Source organism: Jannaschia sp. 2305UL9-9, from assembly GCF_041403465.1.
Classification (GTDB): Bacteria; Pseudomonadota; Alphaproteobacteria; order Rhodobacterales; family Rhodobacteraceae; genus Jannaschia.
On the sequence record NZ_JBGEHM010000001.1, the window covers coordinates 772,777 to 786,898 of the forward strand.

Genomic DNA, 14,122 nt, shown 5'->3' on the forward strand with positions numbered 1-14,122 from the left:
CACAGATATTGCTGCAGCTTGCCGCAATGCACGGCCTAGAGGACGAGGTGCGTGCGCTGGTGGAAGCCGAGGGACAGCCCGTCGAGGTGCAGCCGTTGGCGGAGTTGCTGAAAGGTCGTCGAGAACAGACCGGGTTGCATCTTGCCGTAGCTGCGCGACGCGCCTGCATGTCACGCTCACAACTGTCATCGATTGAGAAATGGCGGAGCGAAAAGCCCGGAATGCGCACGATCCATGCGTTGTCCTACGCCTACAGCATCCCGTTTATGACGGTGCTCTTATCGGCACTGTTTACGCAAGGCTGCGCACCGGGTGCGGAGGCTATCCCCCGTGATCTGCAAAATGCACGCATCGCCCAAATGCAGCGCGGCAACAGTCGCCACAGGGATAAGTAGGGCCGTATCGGTCCTTTAATGGGTCAGTATTGCTGACATGTAGCCCTGTAGGGTGACAACTACCTGACATTATTGAGTTTTTCTAACAGACATGCTACGAAGGAAACGGCCCCGGCGCTATCAACGCCGAGGCCTCACAAAAGAACAACAACCCCGTCTGAAAAGGATTGTCGTCATGGCTACGATGCCACAAAAACAGAACGAAAACAAGCCCGTTAGAGTAAGAACCCACCCCCGACTAAGCGCCGTTCCAGCTAGTCCCAATGAGTTTTTCGAGCAACTTCCCCAACGAACGCACCACCATTTGAATGAGGACTGGCGGCATCCCTATGCGTTCGGATGGGAAAGGATGACGGAAGACATGGTGACAGCATTTCTATGCGCCGACACAGGGCGCGGCGGAAGTATGGATACGACGGTGCTTACACTCTTGCGGCATCTCCTATGGCGTTTCCGCGCCGCGCAGTTTCATCGTCGGGTCAGTGCAGGGCCAAAAATTGATCTGCACAGGTGGTATGGAAGACCCGAGACGAACTTGAGCGCGAAACCGCACTGAGCAGGAAGCAAATTCGCGGCGCCGTGAAAAAGTTGAAGGAACGCCGCTTAATCGTGTGCGAGACGCCTTGGCAGGACAACTACCGACCTCATTACAGGCCCAGCACGAACCTCTTTCTGGTCTTGACCCGCTTGTCCAACCTTACGGACACAGAAGTTCTCAGTCTCCAAACCACGGTAGGACCGAGCGGGCGAATAGTCCCGTTAAACACACGGGAAGCATAGCATTTATGAAACAGGTGATGCGCCGTATTATGGACCGTCATCACGACACGATGCGAGACTTGGTTGCAGACTTCTCGCAATCGAAGGATGCCGACCGCTTTTCAGCATTCGAGGAGCGGTGGATGAAGGTTGCAGAAGTCGCAACTCAGGAAAAATGTGACGAAATGCGGTGACGACGTTAACTTTTAACAGGGTGCCCTTGAAGGCATACCACCCTGCCGTAGAGGGCATACCCCCCTGCCGTGGAGGGCACCCCCCTTTGCCCTTGAGGGCACACATAGAGAGACAACCAGATAAACAACCGGGAACTACTGGGCCGCGGTGCGCCCCGGCTATCGGGCGGTCTAGTTTTTGACAAAGGAAAGAGGGCAGAGGACACCGTCACAACCAGCCTGCTCCAGCTACCTTGCGCCGCAGGCGCCCAGCCTACCGACCGCACCGGGCGTAGCGACAGTTCCTCACTCGCCTACCAAGCGCCGCAGGCGCAACCATCCCTGCCAAGCGGCGCAGCCGTCCCTGCCGCCCACCGGGCCGCTGGCCTGCATACCAGGGAGGCCCTGACAGGGCCGCTACAGGGGCATCTCTACTTCCTTGGCTACCATGCGCAAGCCAGATACCGAGATGGGCACTCTACGGGCCGCTCCGGGCCTTACAGAAAATGCACCCCGTTGTCCGCCCGTTGTCCGCCCGTGGGGCGCGCTGGACGTTCCGGGACGAATACGGCTCGATCCGCAATCTATCCCCGCTCCACCATCATCGTTCAGAAGGGATCGAACCAGTGGATCAATTGAGGGTAACAGTGTGGGTAACGGTAAGCGCCATTCTACCCTATCATACTGTTAAATAACATAAAAAGAAGATTGATTGGCTCCGGCGGTAGGGATCGAACCTACGACCAATTGATTAACAGTCAACTGCTCTACCGCTGAGCTACGCCGGAATACCGAGGCTGGGATTAGCCAAGGCGCGGCGGGGGCGCAAGAGGGGGTGGACGTTTTTTTATCGCCTGACCCAACGACAACCCGGGGCGATGGATGGAACGGCGCGGGCGCGGTCCGTCTCGTTGAGGTGGACGAGGTGGGCGAGGACATTGCGGCCGGCGGCCTGGACAAGCGCGGCGGGCACTTCGGTGTAGACCGCGGCCACGATATTCTCGACCGTACGGGGCTGATCAAGGCAGCCGAGAATGGACGCCTCCCGTGACAGACGATGGGTGCGCAGCTCCCGACAGCGCGCCTCGGGGCAAAGCACGGGATCGCCATGACCGGGCAGAAAGCGATCTGCGTCGAGGCGCTCCAGCAGATCGAGGCTTCGCATGAATTGGCCGAGATCCCCATCCGGCGGCGAGATGAGGGTGCTGGCCCAGTCCATCACGGTGTCACCGGTAAAGACGGCCCGTCGTTCCGGCCATTCGAACGACAGATGGTTGGCCATGTGACCGGGTGTATGATGTCCGCGAAGGGTCCAGCCCTGTCCCGTCAACATGTCCCCGCTCGACATCAGGACATCGGGCCGGAAGGCGGCGTCGACGCCCTCCCCCCCTCCGATGGTGTTAGACAGTCCCTGCATGGTGGGACTTCGCCCTGCGTCCGCAGGTCCGAAGGCCATGACCGGCGCATCGAGACGGGCGGCCAGCGGCGCCGCCGCGGGGGAGTGATCGAGGTGCGCGTGGGTCACGAGGATGCCGCGCACCCTGCGGCCGGCAACAGCATCAACAATCGCCGCCATGTGCCCCGCATCGGCAGGCCCGGGATCGATGATCGCGACATCATCGGTGCCCACGATATAGCTGTTCGTGCCCTCGTTGGTCATCGGCGACGGGTTGGGTGCGAGCAATCGCAGCAGCCCGCTTTCCCCTTCATCCCCGGCACTGTAGTTCTGCGTCATGTCTGCACCGTCCCACCCTGCCCTTGCCCATCGCGCCGCGTCCCGCCGCTGGCTGCCGCGGAGCTTCTACGCACGTGCCGCGCTGATCCTGATCCTGCCGATCATCGTGATCCAGCTTGCCGTGGCGGTAATGTTCCTGCAACGCCATTACGAAGACGTGACGGTCCAGATGACCACGAACATGATGCGCGAGATCGCCCTTGTTCGTGCAAGGCCGGCGTTGGCTCCGGACCTTGAGATCACGCTGGGAACGGGTCCGGCAGAGGATCACGTGCGCATATGGGATCTGTCCGGTCGTGCGATGCGCGAAGTGCTGGAGGCGGCTTTCGATGATCTGGAGGCGGTCAATACGGTGGCCCTGCGCAAGACGGTGCAACTGGGCTTTGCCGACGGCACCTGGATGCGGTTCCCCCGTTCGAACGTTTCCGCGTCGAACCCGCATCAGCTTCTGGTGCTGATGGTCGGAACAGCTTTGCTGATGACGGCAATCTCCTTCTTCTTCATGCGCGGACAGATCCGTCCGATCCGTCGGCTTGCGCGCGCCGCAGAAGCCTTCGGGCGCGGACAGTCGACGGCCTATTGGCCCAGCGGCCCGACCGAAGTCCGCGCGGCGGGCACCGCCTTTCTGGACATGCGCGCGCGGATCGAGCGGCATATCGAACAGCGCACCCTTCTGTTGTCGGGTGTAAGCCACGACCTGCGCACGCCGCTGACCCGGATGAAACTGGAATTGGCGATGATGGACGAGACCGAGGTCGAGGGGTTGATCCGCGATGTCGCGGCGATGGAACGGATAATCGACACCTTTCTCGATTTCAGCCGAGAGGGGTCGACGGATGTGCGCACCAAGGTAGATGCGCTCGCCCTTCTGACCGAAGCGGTGGAAGGCACCGCGCATGACCGCCCCGTGGCCGTGTCGGGCGACCGGATCGAGGCGGAGTTGATGCCCGAGGGTATGCGACGGGCGTTGTCCAACCTTGTTTCGAATGCCCTGAACTACGGCACCACGGTCCGCGCGCATGTCGCTCAGGGGGATCATACGCTGATGTTCACGGTCGAGGACGACGGCCCCGGCATTCCCGAGCCGGACCGGGACGCGGCGACTAGGCCTTTTCAGCGGCTCGACTCGGCGCGCAGCAACACGGCCGGCAACGTGGGCCTCGGACTTTCGATCGTGCGCGATGTCGCGCGCGCCCATGGCGGCAGCTTGCGGCTCGGGCGATCCGACCTTGGGGGGCTGAAGGCGCAGATCATCGTGCCCACCTGAGCCCTGCGATTGCCGTGCCGGTAACCCGGACCCTACCCGGAGACGGCGACCTGAACCTCGCCCGAGCGCGCCTTGTCGCAACCAACAGCGCCCAGACCGTTGCCGAAATGGGCAATGTCGACGAAATCGCCCCTGATCCGTATGTAGTAGGGGGTGTATCCGACATACCCGCCGAACCCGTTAGTGGCATTGTATTCGCCGCAGACGATCCGATCACCCTGCCCCGTGCGAAAGCCTTCGGGCCGCCTGAAACGCGCACCATCCGGGTCGCGCAGGGTTTCGCGAATATACCCCTCTGCCAGTGCGAGATCGGAGGGGGACAGGGGCGCGGGTGAGACGGATACCGGCTCCGTCGCGACACAGGCCGAGGCCGCGATGATGAGCGCAAAGGTGCAGATACGTCGAAACATGCCGGCGACTATCGGCGCAGCAACCTTACGAAAGGGTTAATCGAAGGGGCGATCCTCGCAGATTCTGACCGGAGCACAGCACACCGCCAAACCTCGTGCCCCGAATGTCAGCGAAAGACCGCATACCCCCCGAACCCATCCGCCCAGACCCACGGCCCGCAAAATGATTGGCGTCTATCAGAAAATGATTGACGTCTTGCATGGCCTCGCAATACCGTCAGGGACAAGCGGCGAAGTAGGGAGCGCCGCTGCCGGGAGGAAAGATGGCAAGTCCGACACTGAGCGACGTCGCGCAAGCGGCCGGCGTCAGCTATGCAACGGCTGACCGCGTCATAAACAACCGCGGAAACGTCGCGCAGAAGTCTATCGACAAGGTGCGAGAGGCCGTCGCAAGGCTGGGCTATGTCCGCAATGTCGCCGCCGCGAACCTGTCCCGCAAACGGGTCTATCGCCTCGCATTCCTGATCCCGACCGGATCGAATGCCTTTTTCCGTCGCATCCGCGCGCACATCCTGCAAACCGCCGACCACTTCAAGGCCGATGGAATCCGGGCACAGATCGTGGATGTTTCCGCCTTTTCGGCCGAGGCCCTGCGCGACGGTATCGTCGATCTGATCAGGCGCGACTTCGACGGGGTCGCGATCGTCGGGCTGCAAAGCCAGCTGCTCGAAACGCCATTGGAGGAGCTGCGTGATCAAGGCGTTGTCGTCATCGGTCTTGTATCCGACCTGCCACAGGGAGTCCGGTCTGCCTATATCGGCATCGACAACATCGTGGCTGGCCGCACCGCCGCGCGCCTGACCGGGATGGCCCATGCCGGCGGACCGGGAAAGATCCAGACCTTCGTCGGCTCCATGGAGGCGCGGGACCATGCAGAACGCTTGCAGGGCTTCTGCGACGTGATCGCCGCGGATTTCCCCAACCTGACGGTACTGCCCCCGATCCTGACAAAGGATGACCCCTCCGAACTTCACAGGGCGACCATCTCGGCGCTGTCTGCGGATACGCGCGTGACCGCCCTCTACAATGTGGGCGCGGGCAACAGGGGGTTGATCGACGCGATCGGAAAAGCCGCGGGCAGCCGCCCGTTCTGCGTCGTTCACGAACTGGTCGGGCATTCCAAACAGGCCCTGACCGATGGGCACATCGACCTCGTGATCGATCAGCGCCCTGACGTCGAAGTCAACCGCGCCTTCGCCATTCTGCGCGCGCTTATCGACGACAGGGCGCCGCCCCCCCTGCCCGACCTGATGCCGACAATCTACGTGCGGGACAATCTGCCTGCCGAAACGCTCAACGATACGATGGAAGCCTGAAAGACATGACCGAATTCTTCAAAGATCTGAACCGCCTGTCCTATGACCCGGACAGCACCGACCTCGCGTTCCGGCATTACAACCCCGATGAGGTCGTGGCCGGCAAGCGGATGGAGGATCACCTGCGTTTCGCGGTCGCCTATTGGCATTCGTTCGCCTGGCCCGGGGGCGATCCGTTTGGCGGCCCGACATTCGACCGTCCGTGGTTCGACGAGTCCATGCAATCGGCACGCCTGAAGGCGGATGTTGCGTTCGAGATGTTCGACCTGCTGAACGTGCCGTTCTTCTGCTGGCACGACGCGGACATCCGGCCCGAAGGCGATACCTTCGCCGAAAGTCTACGCAACTTTCAGGAGATGGTCGACTACCTCGGCACGAAGATGGAGGCGTCGAAGACGAAACTGCTGTGGGGGACGGCGAACCTGTTCAGTCATCGCCGGTTCATGGCCGGTGCCGCCACGAACCCCGACCCGGAAATCTTCGCGTGGTCGGCGGCCACGGTCAAGAATTGCATGGATGCAACGCACAAGCTCGGCGGTCAGAACTATGTCCTCTGGGGCGGTCGGGAAGGTTATGAGACCCTGCTGAACACCGACCTGCGCCGCGAACGCCAACAGGCGGGGCGGTTCCTGCAGATGGCGGTCGAATACAAGCACAAGATCGGCTTCAAGGGCGCCATCCTCGTGGAGCCGAAGCCGCAGGAGCCGAGCAAGCATCAGTACGATTACGACGTGGCCACCGTTTACGGTTTCCTCAAGGAGTTCGGTCTGGAAGGTGAAGTCCAGATGAACATCGAACAGGGCCACGCGATCCTTGCGGGCCACTCGTTCGAACACGAACTGGCGCTTGCGGCGTCGCTGGGTATTCTCGGGTCCATCGACATGAACCGGAATGACTACCAGTCCGGTTGGGATACGGACCAGTTTCCCAACAACGTGCCCGAGGTCGCGCTGGCCTATTACGAGGTTCTGAAGGCCGGGGGCTTTACCACGGGCGGGACGAATTTCGACGCCAAGTTGCGCCGTCAGTCGCTGGACCCCGTCGACCTGATCGCGGGCCATGCAGGCGCGATGGATGTCTGCGCCCGGGGCCTCAAGGCGGCTGCCGCGATGCTGGAAGACGGCACGTTGGAAGCCATGCGGGCCGAACGATACGCCGGCTGGGACAGTGCAGAGGGCAAGGCCCTGCTGGACAGCGACTTTGCCACGATCGCCGCGCAGGTCGAATCCGGCGGCACGCCCCCGGAGCCGCGTTCGGGTCGCCAGGAGATCCTCGAAAACATCGTCAATCGTTTCGTCTAAGCGAACAGGGAGAGCCATCATGAAGACCATTCAGGGTCCCGCATTGTTCCTGGCACAATTCGCCAGCGACGAGGCACCTTTCAATTCATGGGACAGCATCACGAAATGGGCCGCCGATTGCGGATACAAGGGGGTTCAGGTGCCCAGCTGGGATGCCCGCCTGATCGACCTGGCCAAGGCCGCCGAAAGCAAGGACTACTGCGATGAATTCAAGGGAAAGGCGGTCGAAAACGGCGTCGAGGTGACGGAACTTTCGACCCACCTGCAGGGTCAGCTGGTCGCGGTGCATCCCGCCTATGACGCCGCCTTCGATGGCTTTGCCGACCCCTCCGTGCATGGAAACCCCAAGGCGCGTCAGGAATGGGCCGTCGATCAGGTGATGAAGGCGATCTCCGCCTCGGCCAACATGGGCATCAAGAACCATGCGTCCTTTTCCGGCGCATTGGCCTGGCCCTATGTATATCCTTGGCCCCAACGCCCTGCAGGCCTGATTGAGACTGCGTTCGACGAACTTGCCCGCCGCTGGCGTCCTATCCTCGACCATGCCGAGGATAACGACGTGAACATCTGCTACGAGATCCACCCCGGCGAAGACCTGCACGACGGCGTGACGTTCGAGATGTTCCTTGAGCGGGTGGACAACCACGCGCGCTGCAACATGCTGTACGATCCCAGCCACTACATCCTTCAGTGCCTTGATTACCTTGACAATATAGATATCTACAAAGACCGGATCAGGATGTTCCACGTCAAGGATGCGGAGTTCAATCCGACCGGGCGGCAGGGGGTCTATTCAGGATATCAGCCTTGGGTGGATCGGGCCGGCCGCTTCCGGTCGCTGGGCGACGGTCAGGTCGATTTCGGTGCCGTGTTCTCCAAGATGGCGGCCAACGACTTCGACGGCTGGGCCGTGGTCGAATGGGAATGCTGCCTGAAACACCCCGAGGACGGCGCGCGCGAAGGGGCGCAGTTCGTCAAGGATCACATCATCCGCGTGACCGAACGGGCCTTCGACGATTTCGCCGACGGGGGCACGGATGAGGCAGGCAATCGCAGCATGTTGGGGATCGACTGATGGCACGCATACGTCTTGGCATGGTAGGTGGTGGCAACGATGCCTTTATCGGCGGCGTCCACCGCATCGCGGCCCGCATCGATGACCGGTTCGAACTGGTCGCCGGGGCGCTGTCGTCCACACCCGCGAAATCGGCGGCAAGCGCCGAGGCGCTTGGCATCCCGCGCTCCTACGGCAGCTTCGATGAAATGGCCAAGGCCGAGGCCGCGCGCGACGACGGGATCGAAGCGGTCTCCATCGTGACGCCGAACCACGTCCATGCGGCCGCGGCGCGAGCCTTTCTCGCTCAGGGCATCCACGTGATTTGCGACAAGCCCCTGACCTCGACCATCGAGGACGCGAAAGCCCTGGAAACTGCCGTCACCCAATCCCCTGCCCTGTTCATCCTGACCCACAATTACACCGGCTATCCAATGGTCAGGCAGGCCCGCGAAATGGTGGCCGCGGGCGACCTCGGCGACATTCGCATCGTGCAGGCAGAGTATCCGCAGGACTGGCTCACCTCGCCTATGGAGAACGAGGGGCTCAAACAGGCGGAATGGCGCACCGACCCCACGCGATCGGGCGCCGGCGGGTCGATCGGCGATATCGGCACCCATGCCCACAACCTCGCCTGTTTCGTGTCCGGCCTGAAGGTCGAAAGCCTGGCCGCCGACCTTCAGGCATTCGGCGCGGGCCGCACGCTGGACGACAACGCGCACATGATGCTGCGGTTCGCAGGTGGCGCACGGGGCATGTTGTGGTCGAGCCAGGTCGCCCCCGGCAACGAGAACGGCCTCAAACTGCGGGTCTATGGCGACAAGGGCGGGTTGGAATGGTCGCAGGAGGATCCGAATTACCTGTGGTTCACGCCCTTTGGTGAACCCAAGCGTCTGCTGACCCGAAATGGTGCCGGTGCAAGCGCCCTGTCGCAGGCGGTGAGCCGCATTCCTGGCGGCCACCCCGAGGGGTATCTGGAGGGTTTCGCGACGATCTACAACGAAGCCGCAGATGCGATCCGGGCCGTGCAGGACGGGGCGGACCGCGCCGCCGCCATGGGTGTTCTGCCCGGCATAGAGGCCGGGATGGACGGCATGCGGTTCATCGGGGCCTGCGTTGCCTCCTCGGCCAGGGACGCAGCTTGGACAACGCTATGACCACACCCCCGGTTCTGGCCCTCAGGAACGTCAGCAAGAGCTTTGGCCCCGTCGAAGTTCTGCACGATGTCGACCTCGCCCTGGCCGCGGGTAGCGTTCACGCCCTGATCGGTGAAAACGGGGCCGGCAAATCGACGACGATGAAGATCCTTGCAGGCTATCAGCCGCCCACCGCGGGCCGGGTCGAGCTGAACGGACAGCCCGTCACCTTCGACAGCCTGCAGGACGGCGAAGCCGCCGGGATCGTCATGATCCATCAGGAATTCAACCTGGCCGAGCAACTGACGGTGGAACAGAACATCTTCCTCGGACGCGAACTGAAGCGGGGGATGCTGCTGGACAAGGGGGAGATGCGCCGCCTGTCGCGCGAATACCTCTCGCGTGTTGCCTGCGACGTGTCACCCGATGCGCTGGTCTCCGAGCTGTCGAACTCGGAAAAGCAGATGGTCGAGATTGCCAAGGCGCTGTCCCGCGATGCGCGCGTCCTGATCATGGATGAACCGACGGCCGTGCTGACCAACCGTGAAACGGACGTGCTGTTCAGACAGATCGCGGTGCTGCGCGACGCGGGAACCGCGATCCTTTTCACGTCGCACAAGCTGGACGAGGTGGCGGCGATCTCGGATCGGATCACGATCATGCGCGATGGCGACGTCGTTCACGCGGGGCCGACGGGGGACCTGACAGAGGACGCCATGGCAACCGCGATGGTGGGCCGCGACGTCTCGGACCTCTACCCTGTCAAACCCAGCGTGGCCGCCACGGCGCCTGTCGTCCTGAACGTCGATAGCCTGAGCGTTCCCGGCTTTGCCAAGGGCGTATCGTTCGACGTGCGACAGGGCGAGATGTTCGGGATCGGCGGATTGATAGGCTCCGGGCGGACCGAACTGATGGAAGGGCTCGCGGGCCTGCGCCCCGCCTCCGCGGCAAGGATCGAATTGTTCGACCGCCCCGTGCGGTTCAGACACCCCGGCGACGCGCAACGGGCGGGGCTGTGCTACCTGACCGAAGACCGCAAGTTGCGCGGCCTTCTGCTGGAACGCGGGATGCGGGAAAACCTGACGCTCGCCAACCTGCACAAGTTCGGCGGGATGCTGATCGATCGCGCCGCCGAGGAAGAGGCGCTGACCCGCGCAATCGCCGAATTCGACATCCGTGCAGGCGCCCGCGACGTTCGGGTCGGCAACATGTCCGGTGGAAACCAGCAGAAGCTGTTGCTGGCCAAGACCATGCTGTCGGAACCGCGCGTCCTGATCGTCGATGAGCCGACACGCGGCATCGATATCGGCACGAAACAGCAAATCTATGCCTTCCTGCGACGGCTTGCCGACGCGGGACATGCCATCATCGTCATCACGTCCGAAATGCCCGAACTGATCGGCCTGGCGGATCGTATTCTGGTGATGCGCCTTGGTCGGATCAGCGGCCTGCTGACCGAAGGTGATATCACCGAAGACGCAATCGTCCGCCTGTCGATGGGAATGCGTGCCGAACAAACGCCCGAAGTGGCCTGAGGAATGACCAGATGACCGACACAACCACACCCCAAGCGACCGGGCTGCGCATGCCGTCGATGTCCGTGCTTGGCCCGATTGTCGCCCTTCTCGCCCTTCTGGTGATCGGGGCCATGCTCAATTCCAACTTCCTCAGCGCGGCCAACATCACCAACGTGCTGGCGCGATCCGCGTTCATCGGCATCATCGCGGTGGGCATGACATTCGTCATCACGGCCGGTGGTCTGGACCTGTCGGTGGGGTCGATGGCCGCCTTCATCGCCGGTCTGATGATCCTTGTCATGAACGCGGCACTGCCGAGCATGGGCATCGGCATTCCGATCATCCTTCTGGGAATGCTGACCGCGATCGTCGCGGGCCTTCTGGCCGGGTTGCTCAACGGGTTCCTGATTACCACCCTCGGGATCGAAGCCTTCATCGTGACCCTTGGGGCAATGGGCATCTACCGGTCGCTGGTCACGTGGCTGGCCGATGGCGGAACGCTGTCGCTGGATTTCGGACTGCGGACCTTTTACCGCCCGGTCTATTTCGAAGGCATCCTGGGCGTCAGTTGGCCGATCATCGTCTTTGCCATCGTCGTTATCGTGGGCGAGATCATCATGTCGCGCACCGTCTATGGCCGCCACTGCGCCGCGACGGGGTCGAACGAGCACGTTGCCCATTATTCGAACGTGAACGTCAAGCGCACGCGCCTCATCTCCTATGCTGCACTGGGCATTCTCGTGGGTATCGCCACGATCATGTATGTGCCGCGCTTGGGCTCCGCCTCTGCCTCAACCGGGGTCCTGTGGGAGTTGGAGGCCATTGCCGCCGTGATCATCGGCGGGACGGTCCTCAAGGGCGGGTTCGGCCGGGTCTGGGGCACCGTGATCGGCGTCCTGATCCTCAGCCTCATCGGCAACATTCTCAATCTGACCGACTTCGTCTCGCCCTACCTGAACGGCGCGATCCAAGGGGTCATCATCATTCTCGCTGTGATCCTGCAGCGCGAACGCAAGGCTTCCAGTTGAGCCTTTTGCAAACGCTTCAAGGGAGGAGCAATCAATGAAACATACGCAAACATTCGTCGCCGCCGCACTCGCGACCGCGATCGGCGGGGCCGCATGGGCAGACGGGCACGAGGTCAAGGTCATCGGCGTGTCCATTCCCGCCGCGACACATGGCTGGGCCGGTGGCATGAACTTCCACGCCAAGGAAACCGTGGAGCGCCTGGAGGAGGTGTATCCCGAACTGGATTTCGTTCTCGCCACGGCATCCGACCCCGGCAAGCAGGTCAATGACATCGAAGACATGGTCGCCACGCGCAATATCGACGCGCTTGTCGTCCTGCCGTTCGAATCCGATCCCCTGACGCCGCCCGTTCAGGCCGTCGCCGAAAGCGGCGCCTGGGTGACGGTCGTCGACCGTGGTCTGTCGGTCGAAGGCATCGAGGACCTCTACGTTGCCGGTGACAACAGCGGCTTCGGCAAGGTGTCGGGCGAATACATGGTGTCGGCCATGCCCGACGGTGGTGACATCGTCGTCTTCCGCGGCATCCCCACGACGATCGACAACGAACGCGTCGATGGCTTCACCGCCGCGATCGAAGGGTCCGGCATCAACGTGCTGGATATGGAGCACGGCAACTGGAACCGCGATGACAGCTTCACCGTGATGCAGGACTTCCTGTCGAAATATCCCAACATCGATGCCGTCTGGGCCTCCGACGACGACATGGCGATCGGTGTTCTTGCCGCGATCGAGGCGGCCGGCCGTGAAGACGTTCAGTTCGTCCTCGGCGGGGCCGGCATGAAGGAGATGATCAAGCGGACCGCCGACGGCGACGCCATGATCCCGGCCAACGTCACCTATCCGCCTTCGATGATCGCCACGGCCATCGAATTGACGGCGGTCGGCCTGACGTCGAATGCCCCGGTGTCCGGCGACTTCGTCATCGGTTCCGTACTGGTCACCGAAGAGAACGCGATGGATTACTACTATCCCGACAGCCCGTTCTAAGCCCCTCAGGTCATCGGCGTCCCGCGCCGGTGACCGCACCCACGGTCATCCGGCGCCGACCCACCGCGTGACGGACCGGAAAGCCAGTCCTGTCACGTGAACTTTCGAAACAACCGGGTCTGGTCGAACATGTCTTCAAGACCTTCGATCCGTGCCTTTGTCTGCGACCAGTTGAGCGTCTGGATATTCGAGATCATCGTTTCTAGCAGAAGCATGATCGTCGTGGCCGAATCCCACGCCGACGGCACGACGATCCGATTGCTTAGACAGACTGTCGCCAGCTGATGCACCGGAGACCGCCATTGATCGGTCATCAGAACGATCCGGGCACCCCGCTGATGGGCCATCTCGGCAAGCTTCAGGGTGTTGTTCTCGTATCGACGCACATCGAAGATGGCGAACACGTCCCCCTCCTTCGCATTCAGAAGGTAATGCGGCCAGGTGTTCGACGTGGACTGGATATGCGTCACGTCGGGGCGGATCACCTGCATGTGCAGGAACAGGTATTCGGCCAGAGTATGTGTCACCCGCCCACCGACGATGTACAGGTGATGGTCCTCGTTCGCCATCAGATCGCAGGCATGATCGAAGGCTTCGGGATCGATCTGTCCAAGCGTGAGGCGGATGTTGTCGATGACCGCATCGGTGAAGCGGTTGAGGATATGACCAGACGGCGCCGCCTCGGCCCATGTGTCGTGCTTGGCGATCGGTGTCTTCACCTTCGCCTTCAGTTCCTCGCGCAAGGCGGCCTGAAACTCGGGATAGCCTTTGTAGCCCAGCTTCTGGACCATGCGCGCCACCGTCGGCACCGACACGCCTGCATCCTTTGCCAATGCGGTCAGAGGGCCAAGGCCGGATGCCGGGTAATTCTCGAGCACGGACTGGGCCAACTGCCGCTCGGCACGTGTCAGCGTATCGAGCATTCCATGAATGCTGTCTGAGATCGTCTGCTCTGGCTCAGCCATCGGCGCCTCCACAATGTTCAAAAATATATCAGATAAAATCGGCTTGTGAAAATTATTTCACAAATCAGTTGACTCCGA

At 62.0% G+C, this 14,122-nt stretch carries 13 protein-coding genes and 1 tRNA gene; 10 read left to right on the forward strand and 4 right to left on the reverse strand.

The window, feature by feature from the left end:
- Positions 1-8: 8 nt before the first annotated feature.
- A complete protein-coding gene (locus V6N07_RS03775) occupies positions 9-395 on the forward strand; it encodes a helix-turn-helix domain-containing protein (protein ID WP_371154156.1) in 387 nt (128 codons plus the stop codon).
- 785 nt (positions 396-1,180) lie between these two features.
- A complete protein-coding gene (locus V6N07_RS03780; RefSeq protein ID WP_371154158.1) occupies positions 1,181-1,348 on the forward strand; it encodes a hypothetical protein in 168 nt (55 codons plus the stop codon).
- A 692-nt stretch (positions 1,349-2,040) separates the two neighbouring features.
- Here the strand turns inward: V6N07_RS03780 and V6N07_RS03785 are convergent.
- A tRNA-Asn gene (locus V6N07_RS03785) sits at positions 2,041-2,115 on the reverse strand.
- A gap of 59 nt (positions 2,116-2,174) precedes the next feature.
- Complete coding sequence (locus V6N07_RS03790) at positions 2,175-3,062, reverse strand: MBL fold metallo-hydrolase (protein WP_371154160.1); 888 nt, start codon at positions 3,060-3,062, stop codon at positions 2,175-2,177.
- Between V6N07_RS03790 and V6N07_RS03795 the strand changes: the two genes are divergently transcribed.
- A complete protein-coding gene (locus V6N07_RS03795; RefSeq protein ID WP_371154162.1) occupies positions 3,061-4,329 on the forward strand; it encodes an ATP-binding protein in 1,269 nt (422 codons plus the stop codon). The two genes, V6N07_RS03790 and V6N07_RS03795, sit on opposite strands and share 2 nt — an antisense overlap.
- A gap of 32 nt (positions 4,330-4,361) precedes the next feature.
- On the opposite strand, the gene V6N07_RS03800 is transcribed toward V6N07_RS03795, so the two are convergent.
- A complete protein-coding gene (locus V6N07_RS03800) occupies positions 4,362-4,739 on the reverse strand; it encodes a hypothetical protein (protein ID WP_371154164.1) in 378 nt (125 codons plus the stop codon).
- A 263-nt stretch (positions 4,740-5,002) separates the two neighbouring features.
- On the opposite strand from V6N07_RS03800, the gene V6N07_RS03805 reads away from it, so the two are divergent.
- The 7 genes from V6N07_RS03805 to V6N07_RS03835 are packed head-to-tail and all read left to right on the forward strand — an operon-like array spanning position 5,003 to position 13,079.
- A complete protein-coding gene (locus V6N07_RS03805) occupies positions 5,003-6,055 on the forward strand; it encodes a LacI family DNA-binding transcriptional regulator (RefSeq protein ID WP_371154166.1) in 1,053 nt (350 codons plus the stop codon).
- A 5-nt stretch (positions 6,056-6,060) separates the two neighbouring features.
- On the forward strand, positions 6,061-7,356 hold the full coding sequence (gene xylA, locus V6N07_RS03810; protein ID WP_371154167.1) for a xylose isomerase: 1,296 nt from the start codon (positions 6,061-6,063) through the stop codon (positions 7,354-7,356).
- Positions 7,357-7,375: 19 nt separating this feature from the next.
- A complete protein-coding gene (locus tag V6N07_RS03815; RefSeq protein ID WP_371154169.1) occupies positions 7,376-8,431 on the forward strand; it encodes a sugar phosphate isomerase/epimerase family protein in 1,056 nt (351 codons plus the stop codon).
- Entirely contained in the window at positions 8,431-9,567 is a 1,137-nt protein-coding gene (locus V6N07_RS03820) for a Gfo/Idh/MocA family protein (RefSeq protein WP_371154171.1), read from the forward strand. The genes V6N07_RS03815 and V6N07_RS03820 overlap by 1 nt, the downstream gene beginning before the upstream one ends.
- Positions 9,564-11,081, forward strand: a complete 1,518-nt coding sequence (locus V6N07_RS03825) for a sugar ABC transporter ATP-binding protein (RefSeq protein WP_371154173.1) — start codon at positions 9,564-9,566, stop codon at positions 11,079-11,081. Before V6N07_RS03820 ends, V6N07_RS03825 begins: the two co-directional genes overlap by 4 nt.
- 11 nt (positions 11,082-11,092) lie before the next feature.
- The gene (locus tag V6N07_RS03830) at positions 11,093-12,091 is read left to right on the forward strand and encodes an ABC transporter permease (protein WP_371154175.1); all 999 of its coding nucleotides are present in this window, start codon (positions 11,093-11,095) and stop codon (positions 12,089-12,091) included.
- 34 nt (positions 12,092-12,125) lie between these two features.
- Entirely contained in the window at positions 12,126-13,079 is a 954-nt protein-coding gene (locus tag V6N07_RS03835; RefSeq protein ID WP_371154177.1) for an ABC transporter substrate-binding protein, read from the forward strand.
- Between the two features lie 92 nt (positions 13,080-13,171).
- On the opposite strand, the gene V6N07_RS03840 is transcribed toward V6N07_RS03835, so the two are convergent.
- Positions 13,172-14,044, reverse strand: coding sequence for a MurR/RpiR family transcriptional regulator (locus tag V6N07_RS03840; RefSeq protein WP_371154179.1), 873 nt, complete (start codon positions 14,042-14,044; stop codon positions 13,172-13,174).
- Positions 14,045-14,122 lie beyond the last annotated feature (78 nt).

Bases quoted from the DNA above. Each gene is read 5' to 3' on its own strand.
- V6N07_RS03790 (WP_371154160.1), bottom strand. From the start codon at position 3,062: ATGACGCAGAACTACAGTGCCGGGGATGAAGGGGAAAGCGGGCTGCTG.
- V6N07_RS03830 (WP_371154175.1), top strand. From the start codon at position 11,093: ATGACCGACACAACCACACCCCAAGCGACCGGGCTGCGCATGCCGTCG.
- V6N07_RS03780 (WP_371154158.1), top strand. From the start codon at position 1,181: ATGAAACAGGTGATGCGCCGTATTATGGACCGTCATCACGACACGATG.
- xylA (WP_371154167.1), top strand. From the start codon at position 6,061: ATGACCGAATTCTTCAAAGATCTGAACCGCCTGTCCTATGACCCGGAC.
- V6N07_RS03800 (WP_371154164.1), bottom strand. From the start codon at position 4,739: ATGTTTCGACGTATCTGCACCTTTGCGCTCATCATCGCGGCCTCGGCC.
- V6N07_RS03815 (WP_371154169.1), top strand. From the start codon at position 7,376: ATGAAGACCATTCAGGGTCCCGCATTGTTCCTGGCACAATTCGCCAGC.
- V6N07_RS03805 (WP_371154166.1), top strand. From the start codon at position 5,003: ATGGCAAGTCCGACACTGAGCGACGTCGCGCAAGCGGCCGGCGTCAGC.
- V6N07_RS03795 (WP_371154162.1), top strand. From the start codon at position 3,061: ATGTCTGCACCGTCCCACCCTGCCCTTGCCCATCGCGCCGCGTCCCGC.
- V6N07_RS03820 (WP_371154171.1), top strand. From the start codon at position 8,431: ATGGCACGCATACGTCTTGGCATGGTAGGTGGTGGCAACGATGCCTTT.
- V6N07_RS03840 (WP_371154179.1), bottom strand. From the start codon at position 14,044: ATGGCTGAGCCAGAGCAGACGATCTCAGACAGCATTCATGGAATGCTC.
- V6N07_RS03835 (WP_371154177.1), top strand. From the start codon at position 12,126: ATGAAACATACGCAAACATTCGTCGCCGCCGCACTCGCGACCGCGATC.
- V6N07_RS03825 (WP_371154173.1), top strand. From the start codon at position 9,564: ATGACCACACCCCCGGTTCTGGCCCTCAGGAACGTCAGCAAGAGCTTT.